Annotated in this window: 27 protein-coding genes; 9 read left to right on the top strand and 18 right to left on the bottom strand. The window is 58.0% G+C overall.

The window, feature by feature from the left end; all coding sequences use genetic code 11:
• The first annotated feature begins 48 nt into the window (after positions 1-48).
• Positions 49-2124 (top strand): TonB-dependent receptor, encoded by a 2076-nt coding sequence (locus tag ACLEIV_RS13350; protein ID WP_410457131.1) that lies wholly within the window; start codon positions 49-51, stop codon positions 2122-2124.
• Positions 2125-2387: 263 nt separating this feature from the next.
• Here the strand turns inward: ACLEIV_RS13350 and ACLEIV_RS13345 are convergent, their stop codons facing one another.
• The 5 genes from ACLEIV_RS13345 to gpt all read right to left on the bottom strand — a co-directional run bounded on the left by ACLEIV_RS13345 (position 2388) and on the right by gpt (position 6391).
• Positions 2388-2816: a hypothetical protein gene (locus ACLEIV_RS13345; protein ID WP_410457130.1), complete on the bottom strand. Its 429-nt coding sequence runs from the start codon at positions 2814-2816 to the stop codon at positions 2388-2390.
• Positions 2817-2881: 65 nt separating this feature from the next.
• On the bottom strand, positions 2882-4138 hold the full coding sequence (locus tag ACLEIV_RS13340) for a glutamate-5-semialdehyde dehydrogenase (RefSeq protein ID WP_410457129.1): 1257 nt from the start codon (positions 4136-4138) through the stop codon (positions 2882-2884).
• Positions 4139-4146: 8 nt separating this feature from the next.
• On the bottom strand, positions 4147-5250 hold the full coding sequence (gene proB / locus ACLEIV_RS13335; RefSeq protein WP_410457128.1) for a glutamate 5-kinase: 1104 nt from the start codon (positions 5248-5250) through the stop codon (positions 4147-4149).
• A 114-nt stretch (positions 5251-5364) separates the two neighbouring features.
• The gene (gene crl / locus ACLEIV_RS13330; RefSeq protein WP_410457127.1) at positions 5365-5763 is read right to left on the bottom strand and encodes a sigma factor-binding protein Crl; all 399 of its coding nucleotides are present in this window, start codon (positions 5761-5763) and stop codon (positions 5365-5367) included.
• 157 nt (positions 5764-5920) lie between these two features.
• Positions 5921-6391, bottom strand: a complete 471-nt coding sequence (gene gpt, locus ACLEIV_RS13325) for a xanthine phosphoribosyltransferase (RefSeq protein ID WP_410457126.1) — start codon at positions 6389-6391, stop codon at positions 5921-5923.
• Positions 6392-6699: 308 nt separating this feature from the next.
• Between gpt and ACLEIV_RS13320 the strand changes: the two genes are divergently transcribed.
• From ACLEIV_RS13320 to ACLEIV_RS13310, 3 genes are all read left to right on the top strand, one after another.
• Positions 6700-8157, top strand: a complete 1458-nt coding sequence (locus tag ACLEIV_RS13320) for an aminoacyl-histidine dipeptidase (protein WP_410457125.1) — start codon at positions 6700-6702, stop codon at positions 8155-8157.
• A gap of 338 nt (positions 8158-8495) precedes the next feature.
• Positions 8496-8849, top strand: coding sequence for a hypothetical protein (locus ACLEIV_RS13315; protein ID WP_410457124.1), 354 nt, complete (start codon positions 8496-8498; stop codon positions 8847-8849).
• Between the two features lie 128 nt (positions 8850-8977).
• On the top strand, positions 8978-9181 hold the full coding sequence (locus tag ACLEIV_RS13310; RefSeq protein WP_410457123.1) for a hypothetical protein: 204 nt from the start codon (positions 8978-8980) through the stop codon (positions 9179-9181).
• 28 nt (positions 9182-9209) lie between these two features.
• Here the strand turns inward: ACLEIV_RS13310 and dinB are convergent, their stop codons facing one another.
• From dinB to ACLEIV_RS13255, 11 genes are all read right to left on the bottom strand, one after another.
• Entirely contained in the window at positions 9210-10265 is a 1056-nt protein-coding gene (gene dinB, locus ACLEIV_RS13305) for a DNA polymerase IV (protein ID WP_410457122.1), read from the bottom strand.
• Between the two features lie 129 nt (positions 10266-10394).
• Positions 10395-10619 (bottom strand): (Na+)-NQR maturation NqrM, encoded by a 225-nt coding sequence (nqrM, locus tag ACLEIV_RS13300; RefSeq protein ID WP_410457121.1) that lies wholly within the window; start codon positions 10617-10619, stop codon positions 10395-10397.
• A gap of 1 nt (position 10620) precedes the next feature.
• Positions 10621-11655 carry an FAD:protein FMN transferase gene (locus ACLEIV_RS13295; protein ID WP_410457120.1) on the bottom strand — a complete coding sequence of 345 codons (1035 nt, stop codon included), beginning with the start codon at positions 11653-11655 and terminating at the stop codon, positions 10621-10623.
• A 6-nt stretch (positions 11656-11661) separates the two neighbouring features.
• Positions 11662-12885, bottom strand: a complete 1224-nt coding sequence (gene nqrF / locus ACLEIV_RS13290; RefSeq protein ID WP_410457119.1) for an NADH:ubiquinone reductase (Na(+)-transporting) subunit F — start codon at positions 12883-12885, stop codon at positions 11662-11664.
• Positions 12886-12911: 26 nt separating this feature from the next.
• Complete coding sequence (gene nqrE / locus ACLEIV_RS13285) at positions 12912-13508, bottom strand: NADH:ubiquinone reductase (Na(+)-transporting) subunit E (RefSeq protein ID WP_410457118.1); 597 nt, start codon at positions 13506-13508, stop codon at positions 12912-12914.
• A 3-nt stretch (positions 13509-13511) separates the two neighbouring features.
• Positions 13512-14144, bottom strand: a complete 633-nt coding sequence (locus tag ACLEIV_RS13280) for an NADH:ubiquinone reductase (Na(+)-transporting) subunit D (protein WP_410457117.1) — start codon at positions 14142-14144, stop codon at positions 13512-13514.
• Positions 14137-14907 (bottom strand): Na(+)-translocating NADH-quinone reductase subunit C, encoded by a 771-nt coding sequence (locus tag ACLEIV_RS13275; RefSeq protein WP_410457116.1) that lies wholly within the window; start codon positions 14905-14907, stop codon positions 14137-14139. Before ACLEIV_RS13275 ends, ACLEIV_RS13280 begins: the two co-directional genes overlap by 8 nt.
• Positions 14900-16138 carry an NADH:ubiquinone reductase (Na(+)-transporting) subunit B gene (locus tag ACLEIV_RS13270; RefSeq protein ID WP_410457115.1) on the bottom strand — a complete coding sequence of 413 codons (1239 nt, stop codon included), beginning with the start codon at positions 16136-16138 and terminating at the stop codon, positions 14900-14902. The genes ACLEIV_RS13275 and ACLEIV_RS13270 overlap by 8 nt, the downstream gene beginning before the upstream one ends.
• Before the next feature lie 4 nt (positions 16139-16142).
• Positions 16143-17486 (bottom strand): Na(+)-translocating NADH-quinone reductase subunit A, encoded by a 1344-nt coding sequence (locus tag ACLEIV_RS13265; protein WP_410457114.1) that lies wholly within the window; start codon positions 17484-17486, stop codon positions 16143-16145.
• Positions 17487-17839: 353 nt separating this feature from the next.
• Positions 17840-18157, bottom strand: a complete 318-nt coding sequence (locus ACLEIV_RS13260) for a BolA family protein (RefSeq protein ID WP_410457113.1) — start codon at positions 18155-18157, stop codon at positions 17840-17842.
• Positions 18158-18225: 68 nt separating this feature from the next.
• Positions 18226-18825: an alpha-ketoglutarate-dependent dioxygenase AlkB family protein gene (locus ACLEIV_RS13255; RefSeq protein WP_410457112.1), complete on the bottom strand. Its 600-nt coding sequence runs from the start codon at positions 18823-18825 to the stop codon at positions 18226-18228.
• Between the two features lie 41 nt (positions 18826-18866).
• On the opposite strand from ACLEIV_RS13255, the gene ACLEIV_RS13250 reads away from it, so the two are divergent.
• Genes ACLEIV_RS13250 through ACLEIV_RS13235 form a run of 4 tightly spaced genes read left to right on the top strand, consistent with a single transcriptional unit; the run spans position 18867 to position 22545 of the window.
• Entirely contained in the window at positions 18867-20015 is a 1149-nt protein-coding gene (locus ACLEIV_RS13250) for a methyltransferase (protein ID WP_410457111.1), read from the top strand.
• A 12-nt stretch (positions 20016-20027) separates the two neighbouring features.
• Entirely contained in the window at positions 20028-20606 is a 579-nt protein-coding gene (locus tag ACLEIV_RS13245) for a YajG family lipoprotein (protein WP_410457110.1), read from the top strand.
• Positions 20607-21176, top strand: a complete 570-nt coding sequence (locus tag ACLEIV_RS13240) for a peptidylprolyl isomerase (protein WP_410457109.1) — start codon at positions 20607-20609, stop codon at positions 21174-21176. It abuts the gene before it with no gap.
• Positions 21172-22545, top strand: a complete 1374-nt coding sequence (locus ACLEIV_RS13235; protein WP_410457144.1) for an AmpG family muropeptide MFS transporter — start codon at positions 21172-21174, stop codon at positions 22543-22545. Before ACLEIV_RS13240 ends, ACLEIV_RS13235 begins: the two co-directional genes overlap by 5 nt.
• Before the next feature lie 197 nt (positions 22546-22742).
• On the opposite strand, the gene ACLEIV_RS13230 is transcribed toward ACLEIV_RS13235, so the two are convergent.
• Positions 22743-23225, bottom strand: a complete 483-nt coding sequence (locus ACLEIV_RS13230) for a YajQ family cyclic di-GMP-binding protein (protein ID WP_410457108.1) — start codon at positions 23223-23225, stop codon at positions 22743-22745.
• A gap of 128 nt (positions 23226-23353) precedes the next feature.
• On the opposite strand from ACLEIV_RS13230, the gene ACLEIV_RS13225 reads away from it, so the two are divergent.
• Positions 23354-24244, top strand: coding sequence for a ketopantoate reductase family protein (locus ACLEIV_RS13225; RefSeq protein WP_410457107.1), 891 nt, complete (start codon positions 23354-23356; stop codon positions 24242-24244).
• Positions 24245-24418: 174 nt separating this feature from the next.
• On the opposite strand, the gene thiI is transcribed toward ACLEIV_RS13225, so the two are convergent.
• Entirely contained in the window at positions 24419-25867 is a 1449-nt protein-coding gene (gene thiI, locus ACLEIV_RS13220) for a tRNA uracil 4-sulfurtransferase ThiI (RefSeq protein WP_410457106.1), read from the bottom strand.
• Positions 25868-25957 lie beyond the last annotated feature (90 nt).

Below are 25957 nucleotides of genomic sequence, written 5' to 3'. Positions count from 1 at the left end.
CCCTGCTCTTGTTGTTACCGGGTTTTCGTACCTATACGGAGACTTGAAGTGCCCAAATTGATCCCTTTTTTCCCCTCCGCCATTGCCTTGAGCATTATGGCTGCGCTGCCTGCGTATGCTGCCGATAACCAGGACGGGGTTTACACCCTGGCACCCACCCTGGTGACGTCCAGTTTTCGCGAAGACAGCCTGCAAGGCACCGCCAGCAGCGTCAGCGTGCTGGATGAAGCCGAGCTCAATAAGCCCGGCAACAACCATCTGGAAGATGTGCTGGCCCAGACGCCCAACGTCAACCTGAGTGCCGGCGCCTCTCGCGGCAAGTACTATCAAATTCGCGGTGTGGGCGAGCGCAGCCAGTTCATCGGCGTGGTTAACCCCTCGGTGGGCGTGCTGGTAGACGGCATAGACATGAGCGCCATGACCATGGGCGCCACCCTGCTGGATGCAAATCAAGTGGAAGTATTACGAGGCCCGCAAAGCAGCCTCTATGGCGCCAACGCCCTGGCCGGCCTCATCAACATTCGCGCCAACGAGCCCACAGATACTCTGGAAGGCAATGTGGAACTCACGGTGGCCGAGTACGACACCCATAATCTGGCCGCTGCCGTGGGGGGGCCGCTCAGCGACAAGGTGGCGTATCGCATCGCCGCGCAGCGTAATACCAGTGACGGCTTTATTAAAAACGATTATCTGAGTCGCGACGATACCAATAACATCGACGAGACGCTGCTGCGCACCAAGTTCCGCATTGCCGCCAGCGACGATCTGGACCTGGATCTGACCGCCTTCTACGCCAATATCGACAACGGTTACGACGCCTTCTCCCTCGACAACAGCCGCCACACCCTGTCGGATAATCCAGGGCACGACCGCCAGGAAACCCTGGCACTGTCGGGCAAAAGCAGCTGGTATGGCAACAGCGCCTTTACTCTGGAAACCGCTATCAGCGTGAACAAGAGTGAACTGGAATACGGCTTCGATGTGGACTGGACTTACCCCGGTTTGCACCCGGACACCTACAGTGCCACCGACAATTACTACCGCGAAGAGCGCGGTGCCACCGCCGATGTACGCTTCATCTCCACCGAAGAATCCATGCTGTTCAACGACACTACCGACTGGACCGGCGGCCTCTATTACTTTCATCGCAGCTCGGACCTGAACCGCGAGTACACCTATCTACCCAGCAACTTTACCAGTGAATATGAAGCTAACCGATTTGCCGGCTATGGCGAGCTGGAAACGGCGCTCACCGACAGGCTGACCTGGATCAATGGCCTGCGCCTGGAGCAAGACCGTACCTTTTATAGCGACAGCGACGGTAACCGCAGCAAGCCCACGGATCTGTTGTGGGGCGGCCGGGTAGCGCTGGAATATCAGACCAGTGACAGCCAAATGTTGTACGCACTGATCGCCCGGGGCTACAAGGTCGGCGGCTATAACTCAAACGGCGACCTGCCCAACGCACTACGCGATTTTGCCGCCGAAACCCTGTGGAACTACGAACTGGGCGCCAAGCACAACTTGCTGAATGACAGCCTGCAGACACAAGTAGCGGTGTTCTTTCAACAACGAGACGACGCACAAATCAACGCCTCGCGCACCGTAATACGTCCCGACAACTCCAGTACTTATACCGACTACACTGCCAACGCCGAGCGGGCCTACAGCTATGGTCTGGAAGCCCAGGCTCAATGGCAGGCCACCGACGCCATGCGTTTGCACGCCAGCCTGGGTTTGCTGAACACCCAACTGAAAGAGCCCGACGCCAACTTTGATGGCCGCGATGCGGCGCACGCTCCCGAATATCAATTCGCGCTGGGTGCAAGCCTGGATCACGGCCAGGGCTGGTTTTCCGGTCTTGATGTAGAAGGAAAAGACCAGTTTTACTTCTCCGACAGTCACAGTGCGCGATCTGATGCCTACGCTCTGCTACACGCCCGTCTGGGCTACCAGCAAGATAACTGGAGCGTCACCCTGTGGGGCAAAAACCTGACCGATGAAGAGTACGCGGTGCGTGGCTTTCAGTTCCCCAACGATCCTCGCAAGGGCTATATCACAGAGCAATACGTACAGCTGGGTGCGCCCCGCATGTTTGGTGTGACCACCAAGCTCTCGTTTTAAACCACGCCGGCGTGAAACGTCATACCGGCTGACCCCGTTGGTTACCCCTAAAAAAGCCGCCCTTGTCACGAGGGCGGCTTTTGGCTGGCTGCCCGCTTGAAACTCGCTGTACATTTTGGTGCATCCAGGCCAGCCACACACTGCCGGAGACAAGCGAGCGGGAGGGAGCAGCGATTTTATAGTTCTAGATTCATCTGCCGGCCATAAAAAAGGCCGTACTCTTGAAGAGCACGGCCTTTTTCTTTCACCGACTGAACGTTAGCCTAAAACAACACTCGTCGGCCCTTGATGCAGTCCCGGCATACGGGTTCGCCCTGCAGGGAACCCAGCAGCTCGGGTGCGCAGCGTTTGCCGCAGCTGCTGCATTCGTGAAACGACTTCAGCCTCAGGGCTATGGTGTCTTCTACCAGCATCATCAACTGTTCCAGGCTGCCATTACGTGCCTCTACCACCCCCTGGGAACGGGGTTTGACGGTATGAATGTCGTGATGACGCCACTGCATGGCCGGTAGCAGCACCTCTACCCTGTCGTGCTGAAACGCCACTATGACCAGAGCAGGAGCTCCGATAAACAGCGTCTGTGCTCCCTGTACCGGATAGGGCAGCTGGCTCTTGAGGTGTTGCCGCCACGACTCAAGAGTGGCAGGTAGCGGCATTGCCAGCAGCAGGGCGTCCAACAGCTTGGATGGCATAATATCCTCTCTTCACCATGCACCGGCGACCAGGGTCGCCGGTGTGTCTATTCAGCAATGTGCGATTAGTCGCGGATCAGGTAATCCGCCTGGCCTATCCACTTGTAGCTGGTCAGCTCTTCCAACCCCATGGGGCCGCGGGCATGCAGCTTCTGGGTCGAGACCGCCACTTCGGCACCCAGACCAAACTGAGCGCCGTCGGTAAAGCGGGTAGAGGCATTCACATAGACCGCCGCCGAGGGGGCGCCGTTGATAAAGCGCTCGGCATTGCTCAGGCTGCTGGTGAGAATGGCATCGGAATGACTGGCATTATAATCGCGCAGATGCGTCAGCGCCTCATCCACGCCCGATACCAGTTTTACGCCCAGGGTCAGACTCAGCCACTCGGTGTCGAAGTCCCCTTCCACGGCGGCACGCACTCGGGCCGCCCCCGTCGTCAGAAGCGCCAGCGCCTCGTCATCGGCCACCAGCTCCACACCCTTCACCGCCATCCTTTCACTCAGCTTAGGCAACAGCTCGACTGCTATCCCCCGATCCACCAGCAAGGTATCCAGGGCGTTGCAAGCACTTGGCCTGTGGGTCTTGGCGTTATCGATGACCTCGATAGAACGCACCAGATCGGCGCTGTCGTCGACGAAAACATGGCTGATGCCGAAGCCGCCGATGATCACCGGTATGGTCGCCTGTTCCTTACACAAGCGATGCAGACCGGGGCCACCGCGAGGAATGATCATGTCCACGTACTGATCGAGCTTGAGCAGGCCGCTGACCCACTCCCGGCCCGGCTCGCTGATGTACTGCACACAGCCTTGCGGCAGTTGGCTTGCCGCCAGCGCCTGCCGGATCACCTTCACCAATTCCTGATTGGTATGAAAGGTTTCCCGACCGCCGCGCAGAATGCTGGCGTTACCCGTTTTCAGACAGAGGGCGGCGATGTCGATGGTGACATTGGGGCGTGCTTCATAAATCACCCCCACCACGCCGAGCGGTACCCGGCGACGCGACAGTCGCATACCGTTTTCCAGCACCCGCGAGTCCAGCTCGCTGCCCACCGGGTCAGGCAGTGACACCACGTTGCGCACGTCGTCGGCAATGGCCTTGAGCCGCGCCGGATTCAGCATCAGCCGATCCAGCATGGCATCGCCGATACCGTTGTCACGGGCCGCGTCCAGGTCCCTGGCGTTGGCAGCCAGAATATCCTCTGCGGCCGCCTCGAGGGCGTCGGCCATCACCAGCAGGGCCTGATTCTTGGCCCGGGTAGAGGTTTCGGCCAGGGTATAGGCGGCAGCGCGCGCGGCCTGTCCCATCTGTTCCAGATTCATACTATCTCCTACAAGAGCACCAGATCGTCGCGATGAATGGCCACGTTGCCGTAGCCATAGCCCAGCACCGATTCAATCTGCTCTGAGTGTTGTCCTTTGATTCGATTCAGGTCGAGTGCATCGTAACGACAGATGCCTCGTGCCAGCTCCCGCCCTTCGGGATTGACGATACGCACCGCCTCACCCCGGCGAAAGCGTCCTTCTATACGTACTATGCCCTTCGGCAGCAGGCTGGATCCTTTCTCGCGCACCGCCTTGACCGCCCCGGCATCGATATGGATTTCGCCGTGCGGAGGGGGACCGGCCAGGATCCAGCGCTTGCGACTTTCAAGCGGGGTAGCCAACGCCGGAAAACGGGTACCGATACGATCACCCTCGGCCAGGCGGCCGATCACTTCCGGCACCTGGCCGGTGGCGATCACCACGTCGATACCGGCGCGGCGGGCTACATCTGCCGCCTGCAGCTTGGTGGCCATGCCACCGGTGCCCAGGCCACCTATGCTGCCACCGGCCAGTTTACGCAGGGTGTCGTCTATGGTCTGTACTTCTTCGATCAGTTGCGCCTTGGGATCGTTACGGGGATCGGCGGTAAAGAGTCCCTTCTGGTCGGTCAGCAGGATCAGCAGATCCGCCTCGGCCAGAATGGCGGCCCGGGCCGATAAATTGTCGTTGTCGCCAACCTTGATTTCGTTGGTCGCTACCGCATCGTTTTCGTTGATCACCGGAATGATACGATGAGCAAGCAAGGCCCGCAGGGTGTCGCGGGCATTAAGATAGCGTTCCCGGTCTTCCAGATCGGCCCGGGTCAGCAGGATCTGGCCCACATGCAATCCATAGAGATTGAACAGTGACTGCCAAGTCTGGATCAGCTGGGTCTGGCCCACGGCGGCCAGCATCTGCTTGTTGGCCATGGTGCTGGCCAGCTCGGGAAAGCCCAGGTGTTCGCGTCCGGCGGCAATGGCCGCCGAGGTCACCACAATAATCTGATGGCCGGCCCGGTGCAGGCTGGCACACTGGCGCACCAGCTCGACCATGTGGCCCCGATCCAGATGACGGGAACCGCCGGTGAGCACACTGGTGCCCAGTTTTACAACAATGGTTTTGCCTTTCATGGAACGCCCTGCGGCTCCTTACTAACAGCAATGCCGGCAGAGCCGGCAATATAATAAAATGAGGCGCATCCGGGCCACGGATAGTAACGGCTATCGCCGCAAATGATGATCGGCTCAGGCTACGCTCAACAGATGATTGTTTCCCAACGCGGGAGAAGGACGAGCAGTAAGCGACAAGCCGTCCAGGCAAACGCCCAGCTTGTCGTAAAAATCACGCAGCGTACGAGCCACCTCCGCTTCATGTTTTTTGGGCAAGGCTCGCCGTTGCCACTCTCCGCTCGCATCAAAAAAACCGAGCTGATAATGAAACTCGAAATTCACGCCGTCTTCGGTGCTCAGTGTCAACCACCAGCCCCAGAACTCACGCGCCTCCGGCTCGGCCTTGGCACTGACACACACCGACAGGCAGTCGAAAAAATATTGCGATTCACTCGACTTCAGTTCCCGCAGATAGGGACCGATGGCGGTGAATTTTCGTACCAGTTTACGATGAGCAACCTTGTCTATGGTCATGAACACCTCCCTGTTAACTTGCCTATATGTAACGTTTTTTTGGACGGGGGTAAAGGCCGCCCTTGGTCCTTGCCATAAAAAACGCCATCGGCAGTCAAGGGGAGTGACACGTCTCACTCAATGACGGCTATAAAAAAGGCTCCAGAGGAGCCTTTTATCACGCTTTGTCTTGCTCGCACAGCGGCGGAGCAAAAACCACCCCCATGTCCCAGGGCTGCTCTATCCAGGTATCCTGGCCCACGCGCACTTCAAAATCATCCACCAACGGCTCGCCCTTTGGCTTGGCAAACACGGTAATGAACCTGGCTTTGGGATACATCTCGCGGATGATTCTGGCGGTATTGCCGGTGTCCACCAGATCGTCGATGATCAGAAAGCCTTCTCCATCACCTTCCGCCTGTTTGAGCACTTGTAAATCAGAACGCTGCTGATTGTGGTCGTAGCTGGAGATACACAGGGTATCTACATGACGGATGCCCAGTTCCCGCGCCATGATGGCGGCCGGTACCAGACCACCACGACTGACGGCGATAATCCCTTTCCACTGACTGGCTGGCAACTGACGTTCGGCCAGCTTACGCGTTTCGCGCTGAAATGAGTCCCAGGTGACGACGAATTTGTTGGACATAAAAAAGAACCTTTGGGTGTTAGCTTTCAAGACAAGATGGTCACCGCTGCTCACTGCCCTCTTTCAGACCACGCCTAAATTCGGCCAGCCTCAGTCAAACAACGAGCAAACAATGGTCGCATTATAGAGATCCCTCCCATTCTTGACCAGAGTTACAGCTTTTTATTGCGATACCCTTGCTTACACCGAAGAGCCATTCCTGGCCTTCATGGGCCGGTATTCTTCCCGGAGGTGGTTAATGAATGGATAAAAACACCACTGGAGCGGTAAGCTATCGATCTCATCCGTTGATTCAAACAAGGTATGCCATGTCCCCTGTCAGCCAACTTTCCCCTCGCCTGCTATGGCAATTTTTCGACACCCTGTGCGGCATTCCCCACCCGTCCGGTCACGAGGCCGCCCTGCGTCAGTGGATTGCCGGTTGGGCGGTTGAGCAGGGGCTCGACGTGATACAGGACACCATCGGCAACCTGATTATCCGCAAGGCAGCCACCGCGGGTATGGAAAAGTGTAAAGGGGTGATATTGCAAGCCCACATGGACATGGTGCCTCAGGCCAATGCCGATACCGTGCATGATTTCACCCGGGATCCGATACAGCCTTATATCGATGGCGACTGGGTGCGCGCCCGCGGTACTACCCTGGGTGCCGATAACGGTATCGGCCTGTCCGCCTGTCTGGCGGTGCTGGCCGATGACCAGGTTCAGCATGGTCCGCTGGAAGTACTGCTGACCATAGACGAAGAAAGCGGCATGACCGGCGCCTTTGGTCTGGCGCCTGGCATCCTGAAGGGCGAGATCCTGCTCAACACCGACTCCGAACAGGACGGTGATGTCTACATGGGCTGTGCCGGCGGCGTCGACGCCAACATAGTCCTGCCCTATGAGCCGGAGCCGGTACCGGCCGGACACCAGGCCCTGCGCCTGACCATCACGGGTCTGCGCGGCGGCCATTCCGGCATCAATATTCATCAGGGCCGGGCCAGCGCCAACAAACTGCTGGCCGAGCTGCTGACGGATATCAATCAGCATGCCGGGATCCGTCTGGCCGCACTCGACGGCGGTACCCTGCGCAATGCCATCGCCCGGGAGGCCTCGGCACTGCTGACGCTACCCGCCGGCGCAATGAATACCCTGTCTGCCTTACTGGAACGGCGCCAACAGCAATACCGACGCGAGTTTGCCGGGGTCGATGATTTCATCAAACTGGAGCTGGTTCCGGCCACTCTCCCCGCCCGGGTCATGAGCATCTCTCTGCAACAGCGACTGAGCGCCGCCCTGCTCGCCTGCCCTCATGGAGTCATGGAAATGAGTCGCGGCATGGACGGCGTGGTACAGAGCTCTACCAACCTGGGGGTGATCGGCACCCAGCCTGAGCATATTCATGTGCAGTGTCTGATCCGTTCACTCAACGATGAGGGCCGTGATCGGGTCGCCGAGATGACGGCGGCGGTATTTCGCCTGGCCGGGGCCAGTTGCCATTTCGACGGCGCCTATCCCGGCTGGCAGCCGGATCCGGACTCCGCCGTGATGCAACTGCTGCTGGATACCCACAAGAAACTGTTTGGCGTACTACCCGAGGTCAAGGTGATCCACGCCGGGCTCGAATGCGGCCTGTTCAAGGCGGTCTACCCCGAATGGGACATGGTTTCTTTCGGACCCACCATTCAGGGCGCCCACTCACCGGACGAACGGGTACACATAGAAGCGGTCTCCCGATTCTGGCAGTTATTGGTGCGGGTGCTGAAGCAAATACCTGAAGTTTAATAAACATACGGTGTGAGACCGTCTCTTGGGCACCAACCATCAAGCGCTGGTTTCCCCACGATAAAGAGGCAACACGGCTACCTCTCCCGATACGCAACCAGTACATCCATGCCGGCTCGCACCTGTCACCCATAACATGTGCCGGTCGGCGTAGCTGATCCCTATCATTCTCACTGATGACGACACAACAGGCGACGCCGGGGCGGGCTTTTTGGGCGATACTCTGGGTCATGCCATGATTCAAGGCGTCAGTAATCGGCCCATTCCCTGCCTATGCGGTATTCAAGCAGCGTCATTTGGCTTATGCTTGCGGGCAGAATCTAACGGAGGTAACCGCCATGAAAAGCGTCCCTTTCTACCTGCTGCTGACCTTGCTGGCCACGCCGGCGATGGCCGGTAACCCATTCAGTAGCATCATCGATTTTGGTCGCGAGGTGCTGGACGAAACTCGCAAGCTGGCCCCCGGTATCCAGCACGACAAACGCAATGAAACACCCCCTGTTGCGGCAACGGCACCGGATGATGGCCGTGACAGCCCGGCGCTAGACGGTTCGGCAGCCAGCCATTCCGCGGCCAATAAGGCCACCGTGGTTATAGCGCCACCCGCCGCCGCTTCACAGCCTGCACCGCCTTCCGCCAACCATGGCTGGCAGTTCGTCGAAGAAGACCATATGAACGGCGGCAAATCCTGAATCGGATGAGTATTTATTTGTACTCAATACCCGACGATAGTTCCTGCCCCTCTGGATTTCGTCGGATTTTACAATCTATTTCAAAATGTTAAGGTAATTAGACATCAAAGCTTAATAAGGAGCCCAAGATGAAAACACCTTCCATTGCCCTGTTCCTGGCCCTGAGCGCCGGTTATCTGGAGGCCGCCTCGGCCGAGCCCTTACCGAACAAGGCGCAACAAGCCGACAAAAAAATCGTGGAAAGCAGTGGCGAACATGACAGCGTTGGCAAACAGGATGCGGTCGATAAAACCCTGGCTCCTCCGCGGAAAAACGGCGCCCAGGAAGACTGAGCAACCGCCGGCCAGGAGCAAGTCGAGCTTACCAGTCAAAATTCAGTTGCTCGGCCTGAGCGACCTGCTCATTGCCTTCGTGAGACAACTCGACACTTACCCCCACCAGCCGAACTCCTCGCCCCCGCGCACGCTCCCAGGCTTCGATACACAGTCGTTCGGCCAGAGACACTTGTGGGCTGAAGCAACGGCGTGACAATGTGGTCTGGGTAAAGTCATCGAATTTCAGCTTGATGCAAAGTCCCTTGATGGCGCGACCGGCCAGGCGTCGTATCAGCTCGGGCCACAAGCGCAGCAAGACCTGTACCCCCTGCTCCGGCTGATGAATATCGGCTACCAGGGTGGTTTCGACCCCCACCGATTTTCTTACCCGCTCGGTCTGCACTTCCCGCTCGTCGATGCCCTGACCGCGCTGCCACAGCAGCCGGCCGAACTTGCCGAAGCGACGGATCAGCTCCGTCTCGCCCACCTCAAGCAGCTGACAGCAATGCTCCAGCCCCAGGGCGGTGAGCTTTTCCGCCGTCTTGCGCCCCACCCCGGGCAGCTTGGCCAGCGGTAACTGACGGACAAAGTCGGCCACCGCCGCGGGCGGCAGCACGAAAAGCCCGTTCGGTTTATTTTCTTCCGAGGCGATTTTGGCCAGAAACTTGTTCGGCGCCACCCCGGCCGAGGCGGTCAGTTGCAGCTCGTCATTGATGGCTCGGCGAATGTCTTCGGCTATCAGGGTGGCACTGCCGCCAAACCAGGGGCTGTCGCTCACATCCAGATAGGCTTCGTCCAGCGACAGGGGCTCGACCAGCTCGGTATAGCGATGAAAGATCTCCCGGATCTGCCGTGATACCGCCTTGTACTCGGCCATGTTGCCGGGGATCAGCAACAGCTGTGGGCACCGTTGCAACGCCTGATGGCTGGCCATGGCCGAGCGTATCCCGTAGGCCCGGGCCGGATAGTTGCAGGTGGCGATGACCCCGCGCCGGCTGGCGCTGCCGCCGATGGCCAGCGGAATGTCACGCCACTCGGGATGATCCCGCATCTCTACTGCGGCAAAGAAGCAGTCCATATCGACATGAATGATTTTGCGCATTGACCGAGCTGGATAAACAGACAGTAGTTAAATACTAACCCGGAGTCGGTGCAGCGAAAAGCGCCAGGTGACATTTTGAGAAGGTGGAGGGAATATCGGCACCGGCGAAGGCCGCCGGCGCCGGATAGATCAGATGATGCGGTTTTCTCCCAGCATCTGCCGGCGGGCTTCTTCCTTGGCCATTTTCTTCTTGCGGCTTTCGCAAGGGTCCGGACAGTCGCAGGCTTTTTCTATCCCTACACCACCCAGGCCGCCACAGGAGCCGGCAATGGTCTTGCGCTGCACTATATAGCCGATGGCCATGGCAAAAATCACCAGGGCAAAGACCGCGAAGGTAATCAGAAAATACAACATATCAACCTCTTGAATACTTCTTGAAGGCGCTGGTCATGTCCACTCTGAAGCCGTCATCCGTCTTGGTCAGCAGATACACCGCCAGCCGGTGTTGCTCGGCAAACGCCAGTGCCTGCTCGGGCCCCATGACCGTCAGTGCGGTCGCCAAACCGTCCGCAATCATACAGGATGGATGGATCACTGTCACCGATGCCAACTGATGGGTAATGGGCTGGCCGGTCCTGGGATCTATGGTGTGAGACAGCCGTTGCCCGTCCAGCTCATAGTAATTACGGTAGTCGCCGGAGGTCGCCACGCTGCTGTTGCCCACCGCAATCACCTGTTGCACCGAGCCGGTAGCGGGGCCCGGCTTTTCCACCGCTATGGTCCAGGGCTGGCCGTGACGATTGAGGCCACTGAGCCGTACCTCGCCACCGATTTCCACCAGATGATCGGTCACCCCCTCTTCCGCCAGGTACTCGGACACCATGTCCACCCCGAAGCCCTTGGCGATGGCGGACAGATCCACATAGAGCTCCGGCAATTGCTTGTACAGATACTCGGCTTCACTGTCGATCCCCACCCGCAGGTGCTGCAGCCCGGTTCGCGCCCGGGTCTCGGCCAGCAACTGCAGACTCGGTATCCGGCTCGGCCTGGCGTCAGGACCGAAGCCCCACAGGTTGACCAGAGGACCGACGGTGACGTCCAGCGCGCCGTCGGTCATTCGCCCCAGTTGCAGTGCCGCCGTCACCACCCGGGCGGTGTCGGCAGACACAGGAACAGGATCCGCTCCCTGATGCCGGTTGAAGCGACTCAGCTCCGAGTCTTCCCGATAGGTGGACATCTGATCGTTGAGCTGTTCCAACCGGCGGTCTATCTCCGCCTGCAGCACCCGGGCCCGGGACGCATCGACATCCACTACCTTGACCGAGTAGTAGGTGCCCATGGTGTTACCGGTCAAATGCTGCTGCGGCCGCTCGACCGTCGCCGGTTTACAGGCGACCAATAAAAAGGCCAGCCCCAGGGGGGCCAGCCATTTGATTACATAAGAATTCATCAGTGTTTAACCACCAAAGTCATCCAGCAGAATGTTGTCTTCTTCCACACCCAAATCCTTGAGCATGTTGATGACGGCGGCGTTCATCACGGGCGGACCACACATGTAGTATTCACAGTCTTCGGGCGCGTCGTGATCCCGCAGATAGTTTTCATACAGCACGTTGTGGATAAAGCCGGTGTGGCCGGTCCAGTTGTCTTCCGGCAGTGCGTCACTCAGTGCCACATGCCACTGGAAGTTCTCGCATTGCTCCTGCAGACCGTCGAAGTCTTCCACGTAGAACATTTCGCGCTTGGAACGGGCGCCGTACCAGAAGCTGATCTTGCGCTTGGAGTTCAGGCGCTTGAGCTGATCGAAGATGTGCGAGCGCATCGGCGCCATACCGGCACCACCGCCGATAAATACCATCTCGGCGTCGGTATCCTTGGCGAAGAACTCACCGAAGGGACCGGAAATGGTGGCCTTGTCACCCGGTTTCAGCGACCAGATATAGGAAGACATCTTGCCCGGAGGCGCGCTCCAGTTACGTGGCGGCGGGGTCGCAATCCGCACGTTGAGCATGATGATGCCTTCTTCTTCCGGATAGTTGGCCATGGAGTAGGCGCGGATGGTTTCCTCGTCTACCTTGGACTCCAGCTCGAAGATCTTGAACTTGTCCCAGTCTTCCCGGTATTCCTCGGGCACATCGAAGTCTTTGTACTGGATGTGGTGAGCCGGCGCTTCAATCTGAATATAACCACCGGCACGGAAAGGCACGCTTTCGCCGTTGGGGATCTTCAGCTTCAGTTCCTTGATGAAGGTGGCCTTGTTATCGTTGGAGATAACTTCACAATCCCACTTCTTGATGCCGAACACTTCTTCCGGCAGCTCGATCTTCATGTCCTGCTTGACGTTGACCTGGCAAGACAGACGCTCACCTTCTCGGGCCTCGCGCTTGGAGATGTGATCCTGTTCGGTCGGCAGTATTTCACCGCCCCCTTCCAGAATGCGCACCCGGCACTGGCCGCAGGTACCGCCGCCACCACAGGCAGAAGAGACGAAGATGCCATTGGCCGCCAGCGCGCCCAACAGCTTGCCGCTGGCACCGGTGGTGATCGCCTTCTCGGGATCGTCGTTGATGCTGATAGTCACATCCCCTTCCGCGACCAGCTTGGACTTGGCAAACAGGATAATGCCTACCAGGACCAGCACGATCACGGTGAACATGACCACGCCTAGAATGATTTCCATCGATTATTCCTTTTCTATCACTGGGTTTACAGGGATATGCCAGAGAAAGACATGAAGCCAAGCGCCATCAGGCCGGCGGAGACAAAGGTGATCCCCAAGCCACGCAGACCGTCAGGTACATCCGAATACTTCATTTTCTCACGCAGACCGGCCAGCAAGACGATTGCCAGCATCCAGCCAATGCCGGAGCCAAAGCCGTATACGATGGACTCGGCGAAGTTATAGTCCCGCTGTACCATGAAGGACACACCACCGAAGATGGCGCAGTTCACGGTAATCAACGGCAGGAAAATACCCAGCGCGTTGTAGAGTGCCGGGAAAAACTTGTCCAGGGTCATTTCCAGGATCTGAACCAGAGCCGCAATTACCCCGATAAAGGTAATGAAGTTCAGGAAACTCAGATCCACCCCCTCGACCAGGGCGCCGTCTTTCAGGATGAAGTTGTAGATCAGGTTATTGACCGGTACCGAAATGGTCAGTACCACCACAACCGCTACGCCCAGACCGAACGAGGTCTTGACCTTCTTGGACACCGCCAGGAAGGTACACATCCCCAGGAAGAAGGCCAGAGCCAGGTTTTCGATGAAGACGGCACGAACAAACAAACTCAGAAAATGTTCCATCTATTACTCCTTCGCCTCCACCTGTTCCGGACGCAGGGTACGCAGTACCCAGATAATGCCACCTATGATGAAGAAGGCGCTCGGCGGCAACAGCAGCAAGCCGTTGGCCTGATACCAGCCACCGTTCTTGATCAGCGGCAGTATTTCGATGCCGAACCAGGTACCGGAGCCGAACAGCTCCCGAATGGTCGCCACCACCAGCAGGATCAGGCCGTAGCCCAGGCCGTTACCGATGCCGTCCAGGAAGGACATCATGGGCGGGCTCTTCATGGCATACGCCTCGGCACGTCCCATTACGATACAGTTGGTGATGATGAGTCCAACAAATACCGACAGCTGCTTGGAGATGTCGTAGGCATAGGCCTTGAGGATCTGGTCAACCACGATAACCAGAGAGGCGATAATCGCCATCTGGGCGATAATTCGCACCGAGTTGGGGATCTGATTACGCACCAGCGAGATAAACAGGTTCGAGAAGGCCGTTACCGCGATAACCGCCAGTGACATTACGAATGCGGTCTGCATCTGTGAGGTCACCGCCAATGCCGAACAGATGCCCAGCACCTGCAACGCAATGGGGTTATTGCCGATGATAGGTCCGAACAGCACCTTTTTCATTTCAGCTTTATCAGCCATTGTTCAGCTCTCCTTTACGAACCTTCGCCAGGAAAGGACCGAAGCCTTGCTCACCCAGCCAGAATTCAAAGGTGTGTTGCACGCCGTTGGAGGTCAGGGTAGCGCCGGACAGGCCATCTACACTGGAGGGAGCCCCTTCGGGCGCACCACCTTTCACCACTTTCAGGGCCGGCTTGCCGCTTTCATCAAACAGCTGCTTGCCGACAAACTGGGCACGCCAGTTGGGGTTTTCTACCTCACCACCGAGCCCGGGGGTTTCACCCTGCTCGTAGTAGGTAATGCCCTTGATGGTGTTGCCATCGGGTGCAACGGCGACGAAGGCGTACATGGTAGACCAGAGGCCCTGACCATGCATGGGCAGTATTATGCTGTCCAGGTTGCCGTCTTCATCTTTGGCCATGTATACCGGCACCAGATTGGCACGGCGACGAATGCTCGCCGGATCTTCACTCTGGCTCAGCTTGATGCTGGTCGCGGGATCCTTGGCGGCATTGCGCTGGTTGTAGCCCTGTACCGACTTGTCCGAGAACTCACCGGTAGTCAGGTTCAACAAGCGGGCATCGATGAAGCGTTCGTAGTTTTCGGCCACATTGGCACGACCCAGACCCGCCACATCGACGATGTTGGTCTGTACGTCCAGGGCCTGGTTACGCTGCTGGGTCGGTTTCAGCAAGACTGCTGCACCGGATACCACCACAGAACACACCAGACACAAGACGCCGATTACGGCAAAGGTTCTGCCGACAGTTTCTTTCTTAGCCACGAGCCAGTCTCCGTTTGATGTTAGCCTGCACCACGAAGTGGTCAAACAAGGGAGCGAACAGGTTGGCGAACAGAATGGCCAGCATCATGCCTTCGGGGAAGGCCGGGTTAACCACACGGATCAAAACCACCATGATGCCGATCAGGGCGCCATACCACCATTTACCCTTGTTGGTAAAGGAAGCGGATACCGGGTCGGTTGCCATGAACATCATGCCGAAGGCAAAGCCGCCCAACACCAGGTGCCAGTACCAGGGCATGCTGAACATGGCGTTGGTATCGGAGCCGAGGAAGTTGAACAGGGTTGCGGTGGCAATCATGCCGATCATCACGCCCGCCACGATACGCCAGGAGGCAATCCCCATATAGATGATGAAGAGGCCGCCCAGCAGAATCGCCAGGGTAGACACTTCACCAATCGACCCTTGAATGTTACCGATAAAGGCATCCATCCAGCTGATCATGGAACCGGTGTTGGCATCCATCAGCGCCGCCTGACCACCAGAAGCCCACTGGCCCAGGGCGGTAGCGCCGGAGAAGCCGTCAACGGCGGTCCAGACGGTGTCACCTGAAATCTCGGCCGGATAGGCGAAGAACAGGAAGGCACGGCCGGCCAGAGCCGGGTTGAGGAAGTTTTTACCGGTACCGCCGAAGATTTCCTTGGCCATCACCACGCCGAAGGTAATACCCAGCGCCGCCTGCCACAGGGGCAGAGTCGAGGGCACGATCAGCGCGAACAGCACAGAGGTCACGAAGAAGCCTTCGTTCACTTCATGCTTGCGTACGGTGGCAAACAGTACTTCCCAGAAACCACCGACGATGAACACCGTCAGGTAGATAGGCAGAAAGTAAGTCGCACCCAGCAGCATCTTGCTGCCCCAGCCGGCCCCCTCACCCAGGGTAGCCCCCAGGCTCTGTGCCAGACCATAACGCCAGTTACCGTCAATGACCGAGGCCAGATCTGCCGGGCTGTACATGTTCATCAGGGCATTGATGGTCTGCCCGCCGGAGTTGTACATACCGAAGAACATGGCCGGAAAGGTCGCCATCCACACCATGATCATGATGCGCTTCAGATCGATACTGTCGCGCACATGAGAGGCGTTGCGGGTAACCATGCCCGGGGTATAGAGCACGGTGGCAACCGCTTCATAAAGGGCGTAAAACTTTTCGTATTTACCACCCGGCTCGAAATGGTGTTCGAGCTTTTCCAGAGTGTGTTTCAAGCTCATTTACTTAGCCCTCTAGCTCAATCGTGGTCAGACACTTGCGCAGGGCCTGGCCATAATCGTATTTGCCCGGACACACATAGGTACACAGTGCCAGATCTTCTTCATCCAGCTCCATGCAGCCCATGGTCTGGGCGCTTTCGGTATCGTTGGACAACAGATCACGCAGCAGCAGGGTCGGCAGAATATCCAGCGGCATAATGCGCTCATAGTTACCGATGGGTACCATGGCACGGGCTGAGCCGTTGGTGGTGGTGGTCAGGTCGAACAGCTTACCCTTGGTCAAATGACTCAGGTAGGCGCGGGTCACAGAGAATTTATTGGCACCCGGCGCAAGCCAGCCCATAAATTCTTTTTCGCGACCTTCGGCCAGTACCGATATCTGCAGGTGATAACGTCCCAGATAGGCATGAGGACCATAGGCAGTGGTGCCGTACAGCACAGAACCGGAAATAACACGGTTCTCACCATCCTGCAGCTCACCCGCGGTCAGTTCACTCACGGAGGCACCGATGCGGGTACGCAGCAGACGGGGCTTCTGTACCACGGGGCCACCCAGGGCGACAACGCGATCGGTAAACAGCTCACCGGTAGTGAACAGCTTGCCGAAGGCAATCACATCCTGATAGTTGATATACCAGACCACCTTACCGGGCACGATGGGGTCGATAAAATGAATGTGAGTGCCCGGCAGACCGGCTGGATGCACGCCACCGAACACTTGTTCCGTGATGTTGCCAGCCTGAGCCTGAGGCAGACTGCCTTCGCCCTTACAGACGTGCACCTGACCTTCGGTCAACCGACTCAGCACCTGCAGACCATCGGTAAAGGCCTGGGCACTTTCCTTGATGATCAACTCGGCGTTCGCGCTCAACGGATTGGAGTCCATGGCGGTGACGAAGATGGAGCTAGGGGTGGAACCGATGGCCGGCACCTTGCTGAAAGGGCGGGTGCGCAGCGCCGTCCACAGGCCGGATTCAACCAGCTGTTCGCGAACGGTTTCGGGTTCCAGTTTGGAAAGTTCAGCAGAAGCGTATTTTGAGAAAGTAATCTGATCTTCGCTGTCATCGACTGCAATCACGACCGATTGCAGTATGCGTTTGGCGCCACGGTTGATTTCAACCACGGTACCGCCGGCAGGAGCTGTGAACTTAACGCCCGGGTTCTTCTTGTCTTCGAAGATCACCTGACCTTTTTTGACACGATCCTCTACCTTGACATACATGGTAGGGCGCATGCCCACAAACTCCTCGCCCAGCGTAGCAACGCGCTTGATGGCAGGACCATCGTAGATTACTTGCTCTGGGGCCCCGGAAATCGGGAGGTCCAGTCCTTTTTTAATTGTAATCATACTCACTTGCACTACTTGTTAGGGGAAGACAGGTACTTGCCATGCCAGACATGACAACATGCTGATGAGTCGCTACCGGTCTGCCTCTATCGTGTTGAAACAGCATGACTACAGTCCGGTAACATCCAGCCCGATATAAAAGGCGCATAATTCTAGCACTTTTAACGCGGCGGCTGCCATGGCAATTACCATAATTTACCGCCTCTTTCGGTTAATCCCGGTTGTACGAAGTTTCACCTAGCAAAAATAAGGCCATGATATTTGGCCACTTATTATGCTTTGGTCTTATGGCGACCGGGCAGACTCACGGCCAGAGGTGCAACAAAACTCTCAATGTCGAATAACATTCGTTGTCAGCCCGACACGCCGCTCTGACCACGACAGGCCGGGCTGTCGAGCACGCCTTCGCGCGCCTGCCATTCGGCGGGGGTCAGGGTGTGCAACGCCAGGGCGTGAACACCACCGGCCAGTTCGTCGGCCAGCAGCGTATTCAACGCCCTATGCCGGGCCAGCAGACGCTGTCCCTCGAACTGCTCGCTGACCACCACCAGCTTGAAGTGGGTCTCCGATCCCGGCGCTACCCGGTGCATGTAGCTTTCGTTGATCACTTCCAGATGCGTCGGCGCCAGCGCCGCCTGCACCTTGCTTTCGATAAGGCGTTGTATCGACATAAGGAACTCCTGAGTAAACGACAATAATGCAAGACTGTGGAGATGGGGCGTTCTCCCCTCCCCCCTCTTTATATCAAATAACGAAACGTCAGATTGATGCGTGCCCTGTCTGCCGCTCCGGCTCTGGGCAAGGCATGCTGCCAATGATGCTGCATTTCACCCGCCATCACCAGCAAACTGCCGTGGTTCAGCTGCAGCTGACGACGCTCGCCGTTGTGGTGGCGCAACACAAAGCGCCGCGTCGCGCCTAGACTGACCGAGGCAATCACCGGCTTTGGCCCCAGCCCGGGCTCGTTGTCCGCGTGCCAGCCCATGCTATCCCGGCCATGGCGATACAAATTGAGTAGCACACCGTTGAAGGGCTGTTCGCAGATGGCTTGCACCTGCTTTCGAATCTCGTTTACCAGCGGGTGCCAGGGAGTGGGTTCCCGGGTCTTGCCGGAATAACGGTACGCCGCCTCCCCCATCCAGCAAGACAGCCGGGGCTCGTCGTGTTCGCGCCCGAACAACTGCAACCGATGCTGCTGCCAGGGGATCTCGGTCATGAGTTGCCCGAGCCAGGCATCCGCCTCGGAGATGAAGGCATCCGGCCACCACAGCAGCCGCCCCTGAGGCAGGGATATCCATTCGGGCGAGTCGGCCCACAGCTCCATACTGCTTTCTCCCATTAACTGCTAAAATGCTCTTTTTTCTGTCGAGCCATCGCATCATGAATCTTCACCTTCCCCTGCCCGAGGGGGGCGAGCTGCAGTTGCAGCGCTACCCTCGCTCTGCCCAGCACAGCCTGCAAGCCTGGGATGCGGCCGATGAATATATCATAGCCGAGCTGATGACTCGGGAATGGGACCAGAGCGCTCCCCTGCTGATCCTCAACGACGGCTTCGGCGCCCTCACCCTGGCGCTGCATCAACATAGTCCCTGCAGTTTTACCGACTCGCGCATTGCCGAGCTGGCACTGGCCGCCAATGCCCGGGACAACAACCTCGAGCCGGGCTGGCAGCCGCTGAACAGCCTGTCAGACGGGCCACTTGTCGATGAGCAGGCGCCGGGGCTGGTGCTGATGAAGCTGCCCAAGACCAACGCCATGCTGGAATATCAACTGGCTGCCCTGAGCCGGGTGATGGGACCCAACACCCTGCTTATCGCGGGCGCCAAGGCCAGGGATATTCACAGTTCGACCCTGAAGCTGTTCGAGCACTATCTCGGCCCCACCCATACCAGCCTGGCCAGGAAAAAGGCCCGGCTGATCTTCTGCCGGCCGGATTCGAACAAGCGCCCGGCACCGCTGCCCGCTCCCCTGGCATGGCCGCTGGAAGGCACCGATTTCATCATTCACAACCATGCCAACGTATTTTCTCGCGCCAGCCTCGATATCGGCGCCCGCTTCATGCTGGAGCATCTGCCCGCCAACCATGACGGCGAGATCATCGACCTGGGCTGCGGCAACGGCGTACTGGGACTGATGGCCCTGGCGCGCAATCCCGAAGCGCGGGTTACCTTCGTGGATGAATCCTATATGGCCATGGCCAGCGCCCGCCTCAACGTGAGCGAAAATCTGCCCGAGGCCGAGTCTAGGGCCCGTTTCATGGTCAATAACTGTCTCGACGGCGTAACCGCCGACAGCGCCGACTTGATACTGTGCAACCCCCCGTTTCACCAGCAACAGGCCATTACCGACCATATCGCCTGGCAAATGTTTGTCGATGCCAAACGGGTACTTCGCCACGGTGGCGACTTGCTGCTGGTAGCCAACCGTCATCTTGATTACCATCAGAAGCTGAAGCGTCTGTTCGGTAATCAACGGGTGGTGGCATCCAACCGTAAATTCGTTATTCTCAGAGCCACCAAAATCTCTTAAGGAACTCTTTTCATGAAATCCATCAAATGGTTAATGACCGGCATGCTGGCCCTGAGCCTGACGGCCTGTGCCAGTTACTATCCCATCGCGGTTGATGTCAGCCCCTCGGTACAGACCAGTGCCGGTGTTTACCGGGGACAGCCGGTGTCGCTCGGCAGCAAGGACGGCCGCCAGAACGACTACATCATTCAGATAGAACAAAAAGGCAAGGCACCGGTGGTGGTGGGCGCCAGCAACAACCTGAAGGTGCAGCTGGAGCAGGCGCTGGCTCAGGGGCTGAGCACCCAGGGAGCCTTTATCGAGAACGGCGCCCGCACCCAGGCAGAGTTGGAATTGCAGGAAGTGCTGGCCCGGGTGATCCGCGGCCACATCAGCTACGACGTGGTACAGCAGCTGCGCATACAACTGACCCTGAAACGCGATGGTCGCACCATCACCAAGCAGTATCGCCGCAGCGCCCAGGCCGAATTTCCCGGCCGCCTGCATCCGGAGCTGGACAAGGTAAAAGAGGCCTTGAACGAACAGCTGTCGCTGCTGATGCAGGACATTTTGGCCGACCGGGACGTACAGCAATTTATCGGGGGTAACTAAATGAAACGTTTTATCTTGCTGGCCGCCGGTCTGCTGGCGGCCACCTCCGCCCTGGCCGGCCCCAGGGTCGAGCTGGTCACCAATATGGGCGTCCTCAAAGTCGAGCTGAACGAAGAAGCCGCTCCCGCCTCCGTGGCCAACTTTCTGCGCTACGTGGATGATGGCAGCTATAACAACAGCCTCTTTCACCGGCTGATCCCCGGTTTTGTGGTACAGGGCGGCGGCTTCGGCTCCGATCATGAATCCTTGCCGACCTACTCCCCCGTGATAAACGAGTCCGGTAATGGCCTGTCGAACCTGACCGGCACCATCGCCATGGCCCGAACCCAGGATCCCGACAGTGCCACCCGCCAGTTTTACATCAACCTCGGCGACAACCACTCACTCGATGGCGGTCGCAAGGCCGGTTACACCGTGTTTGGCAAGGTGATCGACGGCGAGCAGGTGCTGCAGCAGATGGCACGGGTTCCCACCGGCATGAACCTCAAGCTGCGGGCGCGGGACGTGCCGGTGCAGGACATTATACTGCAGCAGGTTCGCCGACTGGATGACGGCGGATCGGCGCATTAACGTCTTGAGCAAAGACAGATGGACACAGCAACTGGCGCTCTATGCCGAGCGCCGGGTGCTGACCCTGTTTGCCCTCGGTTTTTCCTCCGGGCTGCCGCTGTTGCTGGTGTTCGGTACCCTGTCGTTCTGGCTGCGGGAAGCCGGCGTCAGCCGCACCAGCATCGGTTTTTTCAGCTGGGTCGCCCTGGCTTACGGGGTGAAATGGCTCTGGTCGCCGCTGGTCGATCGCCTGCCCCTGCCCTGGCTGTCACGCGCCATGGGCCGCCGCCGCAGTTGGATGCTGCTGTCTCAGTTGATCATCATGGCGGCGCTGGCCGGCATGGCCTACTCCGACCCGGCCACCCAGATGGTTAACCTGGCGCTGTTTGCCCTGGCGGTGGCTTTCGCCTCCGCCACCCAGGATATCGTGATCGACGCCTATCGCATCGAGGCCGCGCCGGAACGACTTCAGGGGGCGCTGGCCGCCGCCTACATGACCGGCTATCGGCTGGCGATGATCATGGCCGGTGCCGGTGCCCTGGCTATTGCCGCCTGGGCCGGCTCCGATCTGGGATATGATCCCCTTGGTTGGCAGACCGCCTACCTGTGCATGATGGCTTTTATGCTGGTGGGGGTGATCACCTGCCTGCTGCTGCACGAACCCGATGTCGACTTGCGCCAGCAGCAACAGGAACAGGCAGACCACCGCCAGCAGCTGCTCGACCGGGGCTACCCCCGCTTGCTGGCCGGCCTGTTGGCCTTTTTCGCCAGTGCCGTGGTAGCGCCCTTTAGCGAGTTCTTTCATCGCTTCGGCCGTCAGGCGCTGGTAATACTGGCGCTGATCGCCTGTTATCGGGTATCGGATGTGGTGATGGGGGTCATGGCGAACCCCTTCTACGTGGACATGGGCTTCAGCAAGTCACAGATTGCCACCGTGACCAAGGTGTACGGGGTCATCATGACCCTGGTGGGCGCGGCGCTGGGCGGTATCATGGTCAGTCGCTTCGGCACCCTGCGCATCCTGATGCTGGGGGCTGGGCTGGCGGCAGGCACCAACCTGATGTTTGCGCTGATGAGCCAGCTGGGCCCGGATGTTCGGCTGCTGACGCTGATCATCTCGCTGGACAACCTCAGTGCCGGTATCGCCACCGCCGCCTTTATCACCTATCTGTCCAGCCTGACCAACGTGGCGTTTTCCGCCACTCAGTATGCGCTGTTCAGCTCGGTCATGATGTTGCTGCCCAAATTCCTGGCCGGCTTCTCGGGAGTGGCGGTAGACGCTTACGGCTATGCGCCCTTCTTTATCGGCTCCGCCGCCATCGGCCTGCCGGTGCTGTGGCTGATCAGAAAAGTAGGAAAAACAGCGCCCGGCGCCCAACAAAACCTATAAGCCCAACATACTGCACGGATGTAGGCGATGCTTCAGCTTCGCAATGTGGCGTAGCCACATCCCTGCCCTATTCATCGTACAGGGATGAACCTGTGCATGGGATCCGGCATTGCCGGATTTCGCGGCTAAAGCACGCGACTACATTCATGCTATATGCCAGTATTCGTGCTGGGCGCCGAATGTTCGGCGCTACACAATCAATCGCGGAAGTTGTTGAACTGCAGCGGCTGCTCTTGCTCACCCTGGCGCAACAGCGCCATCACCTGCTGCAGATCGTCACGCTTCTTACCCGTGACCCGCAGCTGTTCCCCCTGAATGGACGCCTGTACCTTGATCTTGCTGTCCTTGATCAGCTTGACCAGCTTCTTGGCGAGGGTAGTGTCGATACCCTGCCTGAAACCCAGTTCCTGAATATGACGCTTGCCCGAGCGCACTATACTACCCGAGTCCAGCACCCGAACGTCGATGCCCCGCTTGATCAAGGCCCCCCGCAATATATCCCGCATCTGCTGTAGCTGAAGCTCCGCATCGGCACCCAGTTTCACCTTCTCGTCTTTCAGCTCGAAACTGGCCTCGACCCCGCGAAAATCGAAACGGGTATCCAGCTCTCTGTTGGCGTTTTCCACCGCGTTGCGCACTTCATTCATCTCAACTTCAGACACAATATCAAAAGACGGCATCCTGGACTCCTTTAAACGGTTTTGTTAACCGGTAGCGACAAAAAAATACGCTGGCAACAACGACGCTTCGCGGCTAACGTATAGGCTCAAACAAAGAGAGATAATAACAAAATTCAGGGGATAGAGTGATGACGGAATGGACCATTCTCGGGGCCGGCGCCCTGGGTTGTGTAATCGCAGGCCTGCTGCGCCAGCGAGGCGAACGGGTCGGCTTCATGTTGTCGGCGCGTCACCGCGGCCATTTTCACCCCAGTCTGGATCTAATCACCCTCGGTGGTCGCCATGAGCTGATCCAGAGCCAGCCACGTTTTCCCGAGCAGGCCCGGCAAGTAGAGTGCCTGCTGGTGTTCACCAAGGCCTATCAGGTGCTGGAAGCATTAAAAGGGCTACAGCAGCTGCCAATCACTACGCCCATCATTCTGTTTCACAATGGGTTGGGCGTGGCAGAGCAGGTGCAGGAACTGTTTCCCCACAACCCGCTGATTGCCGGGGTCAGCAGCCACGGCGCCATGAAAGAAGGCGACTGGCTGGTGCGCCATACCGGCAAGGGTGAAACCTGGCTGGGGCCGCTGAATGAAGCCGCCAACGCCTGGTCTCATCTGATCCGGCCGCTGGCGGCGGCACTGGGGCATGCCGAGTGGAGTGAAGACATTCTGCTGCATCAGCATCGCAAGCTGGCACTCAATGCGGTGATCAACCCACTGACCGCCTGCAACAATATCCGCAACGGCCAGTTGCTGGAACCCCGCTTTGCCGACGTGCTGGAACAGCTGAGTGAAGAGGTGTTTCAGGTCATGGCGAGCCTCGGCAACACCGAAGAGCAAGCCGACTTTCGCCGACGCCTGCAGCTGGTGATTGAACTCACCGCCACCAATTATTCTTCCATGCACCAGGATCTGGCTCATGGCCGAAAGACCGAAAATGACTACATTACCGGTTATATCCTGGCTCATGCCGGCACACAACCGGTACCGGTCAGCAGCCAGCTTTACGAGGAAATAAAACGCAGAGGCGGATGAAACAAAACGGGAAGCTATAAGCGGAACACCGGAAGGCAAACCGGTGGTGTGCATCCGTAGGGGCGATGTCAATCGACCAAGGCCGTAGCTCGCTGATTCGGGCGGTCGAATGAATTCGACCGCCCGAAATATTACACCGGTGTTTTCTGTTTTACTTACCCCTTAGGGCTGCTGTTAAGGCTTGTACACCTTGACGTTATCGAAGCCCTGCTCCTTGAGGTGGATGGCCTGCAGACGGCTCATGACCCCACGGGCGCAATACAGCAGATAGGTCTTGCCCGGGTCCAGCTCGGTAAACTGACTCGACAGCTTGAAAAACGGCATGGTAACGACCTTATGGCCGGGAACGCTCAGTGGCGCCTCTTCTTCTTCTTCCGGAGAGCGAATGTCGAGGATCACCTCGGCCAGATCCTCACCCTGGCTGAACTCCACTTCCGGCAATTCCCACTTTTGTTCCAGTTTGCGCACGTCTTCCACAAAGGCAGCCTGAATCGCGGTGTCGAGCACGGCAAAATCAAAATTGGTTTCTTCATGCTCCACCTTGCCCAGCTTGGCCTTGATGGTGGGGCTCTGGGAAATAACACCACAATATTCCGGCATTTTTTCTGCGTAGGCGGCGGTGCCAATCTGGCGGGCGATATCGATGATATCCTGCTTGTCGGCGGCAATCAGCGGTCGCAGAATCAGGGTATCGGTAACCCTGTCTATCACGTTGAGGTTGGTGACGGTCTGGCTGGATACCTGCCCCATGGACTCGCCGGTGACCAGGGCGTTGATCGCCAGCTTTTCGGCCACGGCAGCGCCGGCGCGCATCATCATCCGCTTCAGCACCACGCCCATGTGGCCATTATCGACCTTTTCCAGTATTTCGCCGACCACCTCTTCGAAAGGAACCGAGATAAACTTGACCCGGTGCGAAGAGCCGAATTTCTTCCACAGGTAGTACACCACTTCACGTACGCCCGCTTCGTGCTCGGCGCCACCGAGGTTGAAGAAGCAGTAATGGACCCGGCTCCCACGCTTGATGAACTGATAGGAAGAGACCCCGGAATCGTAACCGCCGGACATCAGGCTGAGCACGCTTTCCTGAGTGGCGATGGGATAGCCACCCAGGCCCGCATGCTGCTGGCTGATCAAATAGAGGCGTTCGCCGTCCAGCTCCAGGTTGATCTGAATATCCGGTTTTTTCAGCTTCACGCCGCCGGTATCGCAACGCTGGTTCAAGCCACCGCCTACGTAACGCTCCACATCCAGCGAGCTGAACGACTGCTGGCCACGGCGCTTGGCGCGAACGCAGAAGGTCTTGCCGGCCAGCTGATCGCCAAACATCTCCTGCGTCAGGGTCAGAATCTCATCCAGCGATTCAACCTTGTGCTCTATCACTTCCAGAAACGACTGAATGCCGGGAATACAGGCCAGTGACTCGATCAAGGCCAGACGGTGAGATTCGGTAAAGATATTGGTGCGGACGATCAGCTTGTCCCAGTCGGACCGGATCTTGATGTTTTCATCCAGGGGCTTGAGCACATTACGAATATTGCTCTGCAAGATCTTGCTCATGCGCTGGCGCACCGACTTGCTCTTGATCGTGATTTCCGGATGCAGCTTGATAATAAATTTCATAAATTCGGTACGCCTAGGACAGCAAAAAAATAGAACAACAAGAAAATAAAGCCCGGCATTATACACGATAATGACGGGCTTTTGCTCACA

The organism is Oceanisphaera submarina (assembly GCF_046521305.1).
GTDB classification, from domain to species: domain Bacteria; phylum Pseudomonadota; class Gammaproteobacteria; order Enterobacterales; family Aeromonadaceae; genus Oceanimonas; species Oceanimonas submarina.
The sequence above is the reverse complement of the archived record's forward strand: the minus strand, read 5'-3'. Positions and strand labels throughout refer to the sequence as shown.

Excerpts from the sequence above, each read along its gene's own strand:
- gpt (WP_410457126.1), bottom strand. The coding sequence starts at position 6,391 with ATGTCCAACAAATTCGTCGTCACCTGGGACTCATTTCAGCGCGAAACG.
- ACLEIV_RS13320 (WP_410457125.1), top strand. The coding sequence starts at position 6,700 with ATGTCCCCTGTCAGCCAACTTTCCCCTCGCCTGCTATGGCAATTTTTC.
- ACLEIV_RS13240 (WP_410457109.1), top strand. The coding sequence starts at position 20,607 with ATGAAACGTTTTATCTTGCTGGCCGCCGGTCTGCTGGCGGCCACCTCC.
- ACLEIV_RS13340 (WP_410457129.1), bottom strand. The coding sequence starts at position 4,138 with ATGAATCTGGAACAGATGGGACAGGCCGCGCGCGCTGCCGCCTATACC.
- nqrM (WP_410457121.1), bottom strand. The coding sequence starts at position 10,619 with ATGTTGTATTTTCTGATTACCTTCGCGGTCTTTGCCCTGGTGATTTTT.
- ACLEIV_RS13295 (WP_410457120.1), bottom strand. The coding sequence starts at position 11,655 with ATGAATTCTTATGTAATCAAATGGCTGGCCCCCCTGGGGCTGGCCTTT.
- proB (WP_410457128.1), bottom strand. The coding sequence starts at position 5,250 with ATGAAAGGCAAAACCATTGTTGTAAAACTGGGCACCAGTGTGCTCACC.
- ACLEIV_RS13225 (WP_410457107.1), top strand. The coding sequence starts at position 23,354 with ATGACGGAATGGACCATTCTCGGGGCCGGCGCCCTGGGTTGTGTAATC.
- ACLEIV_RS13250 (WP_410457111.1), top strand. The coding sequence starts at position 18,867 with ATGAATCTTCACCTTCCCCTGCCCGAGGGGGGCGAGCTGCAGTTGCAG.
- nqrE (WP_410457118.1), bottom strand. The coding sequence starts at position 13,508 with ATGGAACATTTTCTGAGTTTGTTTGTTCGTGCCGTCTTCATCGAAAAC.
- ACLEIV_RS13255 (WP_410457112.1), bottom strand. The coding sequence starts at position 18,825 with ATGGGAGAAAGCAGTATGGAGCTGTGGGCCGACTCGCCCGAATGGATA.
- ACLEIV_RS13345 (WP_410457130.1), bottom strand. The coding sequence starts at position 2,816 with ATGCCATCCAAGCTGTTGGACGCCCTGCTGCTGGCAATGCCGCTACCT.
- nqrF (WP_410457119.1), bottom strand. The coding sequence starts at position 12,885 with ATGGAAATCATTCTAGGCGTGGTCATGTTCACCGTGATCGTGCTGGTC.
- ACLEIV_RS13265 (WP_410457114.1), bottom strand. The coding sequence starts at position 17,486 with ATGATTACAATTAAAAAAGGACTGGACCTCCCGATTTCCGGGGCCCCA.
- ACLEIV_RS13280 (WP_410457117.1), bottom strand. The coding sequence starts at position 14,144 with ATGGCTGATAAAGCTGAAATGAAAAAGGTGCTGTTCGGACCTATCATC.
- dinB (WP_410457122.1), bottom strand. The coding sequence starts at position 10,265 with ATGCGCAAAATCATTCATGTCGATATGGACTGCTTCTTTGCCGCAGTA.
- ACLEIV_RS13230 (WP_410457108.1), bottom strand. The coding sequence starts at position 23,225 with ATGCCGTCTTTTGATATTGTGTCTGAAGTTGAGATGAATGAAGTGCGC.
- crl (WP_410457127.1), bottom strand. The coding sequence starts at position 5,763 with ATGACCATAGACAAGGTTGCTCATCGTAAACTGGTACGAAAATTCACC.
- ACLEIV_RS13315 (WP_410457124.1), top strand. The coding sequence starts at position 8,496 with ATGAAAAGCGTCCCTTTCTACCTGCTGCTGACCTTGCTGGCCACGCCG.
- ACLEIV_RS13245 (WP_410457110.1), top strand. The coding sequence starts at position 20,028 with ATGAAATCCATCAAATGGTTAATGACCGGCATGCTGGCCCTGAGCCTG.
- ACLEIV_RS13270 (WP_410457115.1), bottom strand. The coding sequence starts at position 16,138 with ATGAGCTTGAAACACACTCTGGAAAAGCTCGAACACCATTTCGAGCCG.
- thiI (WP_410457106.1), bottom strand. The coding sequence starts at position 25,867 with ATGAAATTTATTATCAAGCTGCATCCGGAAATCACGATCAAGAGCAAG.
- ACLEIV_RS13260 (WP_410457113.1), bottom strand. The coding sequence starts at position 18,157 with ATGTCGATACAACGCCTTATCGAAAGCAAGGTGCAGGCGGCGCTGGCG.
- ACLEIV_RS13310 (WP_410457123.1), top strand. The coding sequence starts at position 8,978 with ATGAAAACACCTTCCATTGCCCTGTTCCTGGCCCTGAGCGCCGGTTAT.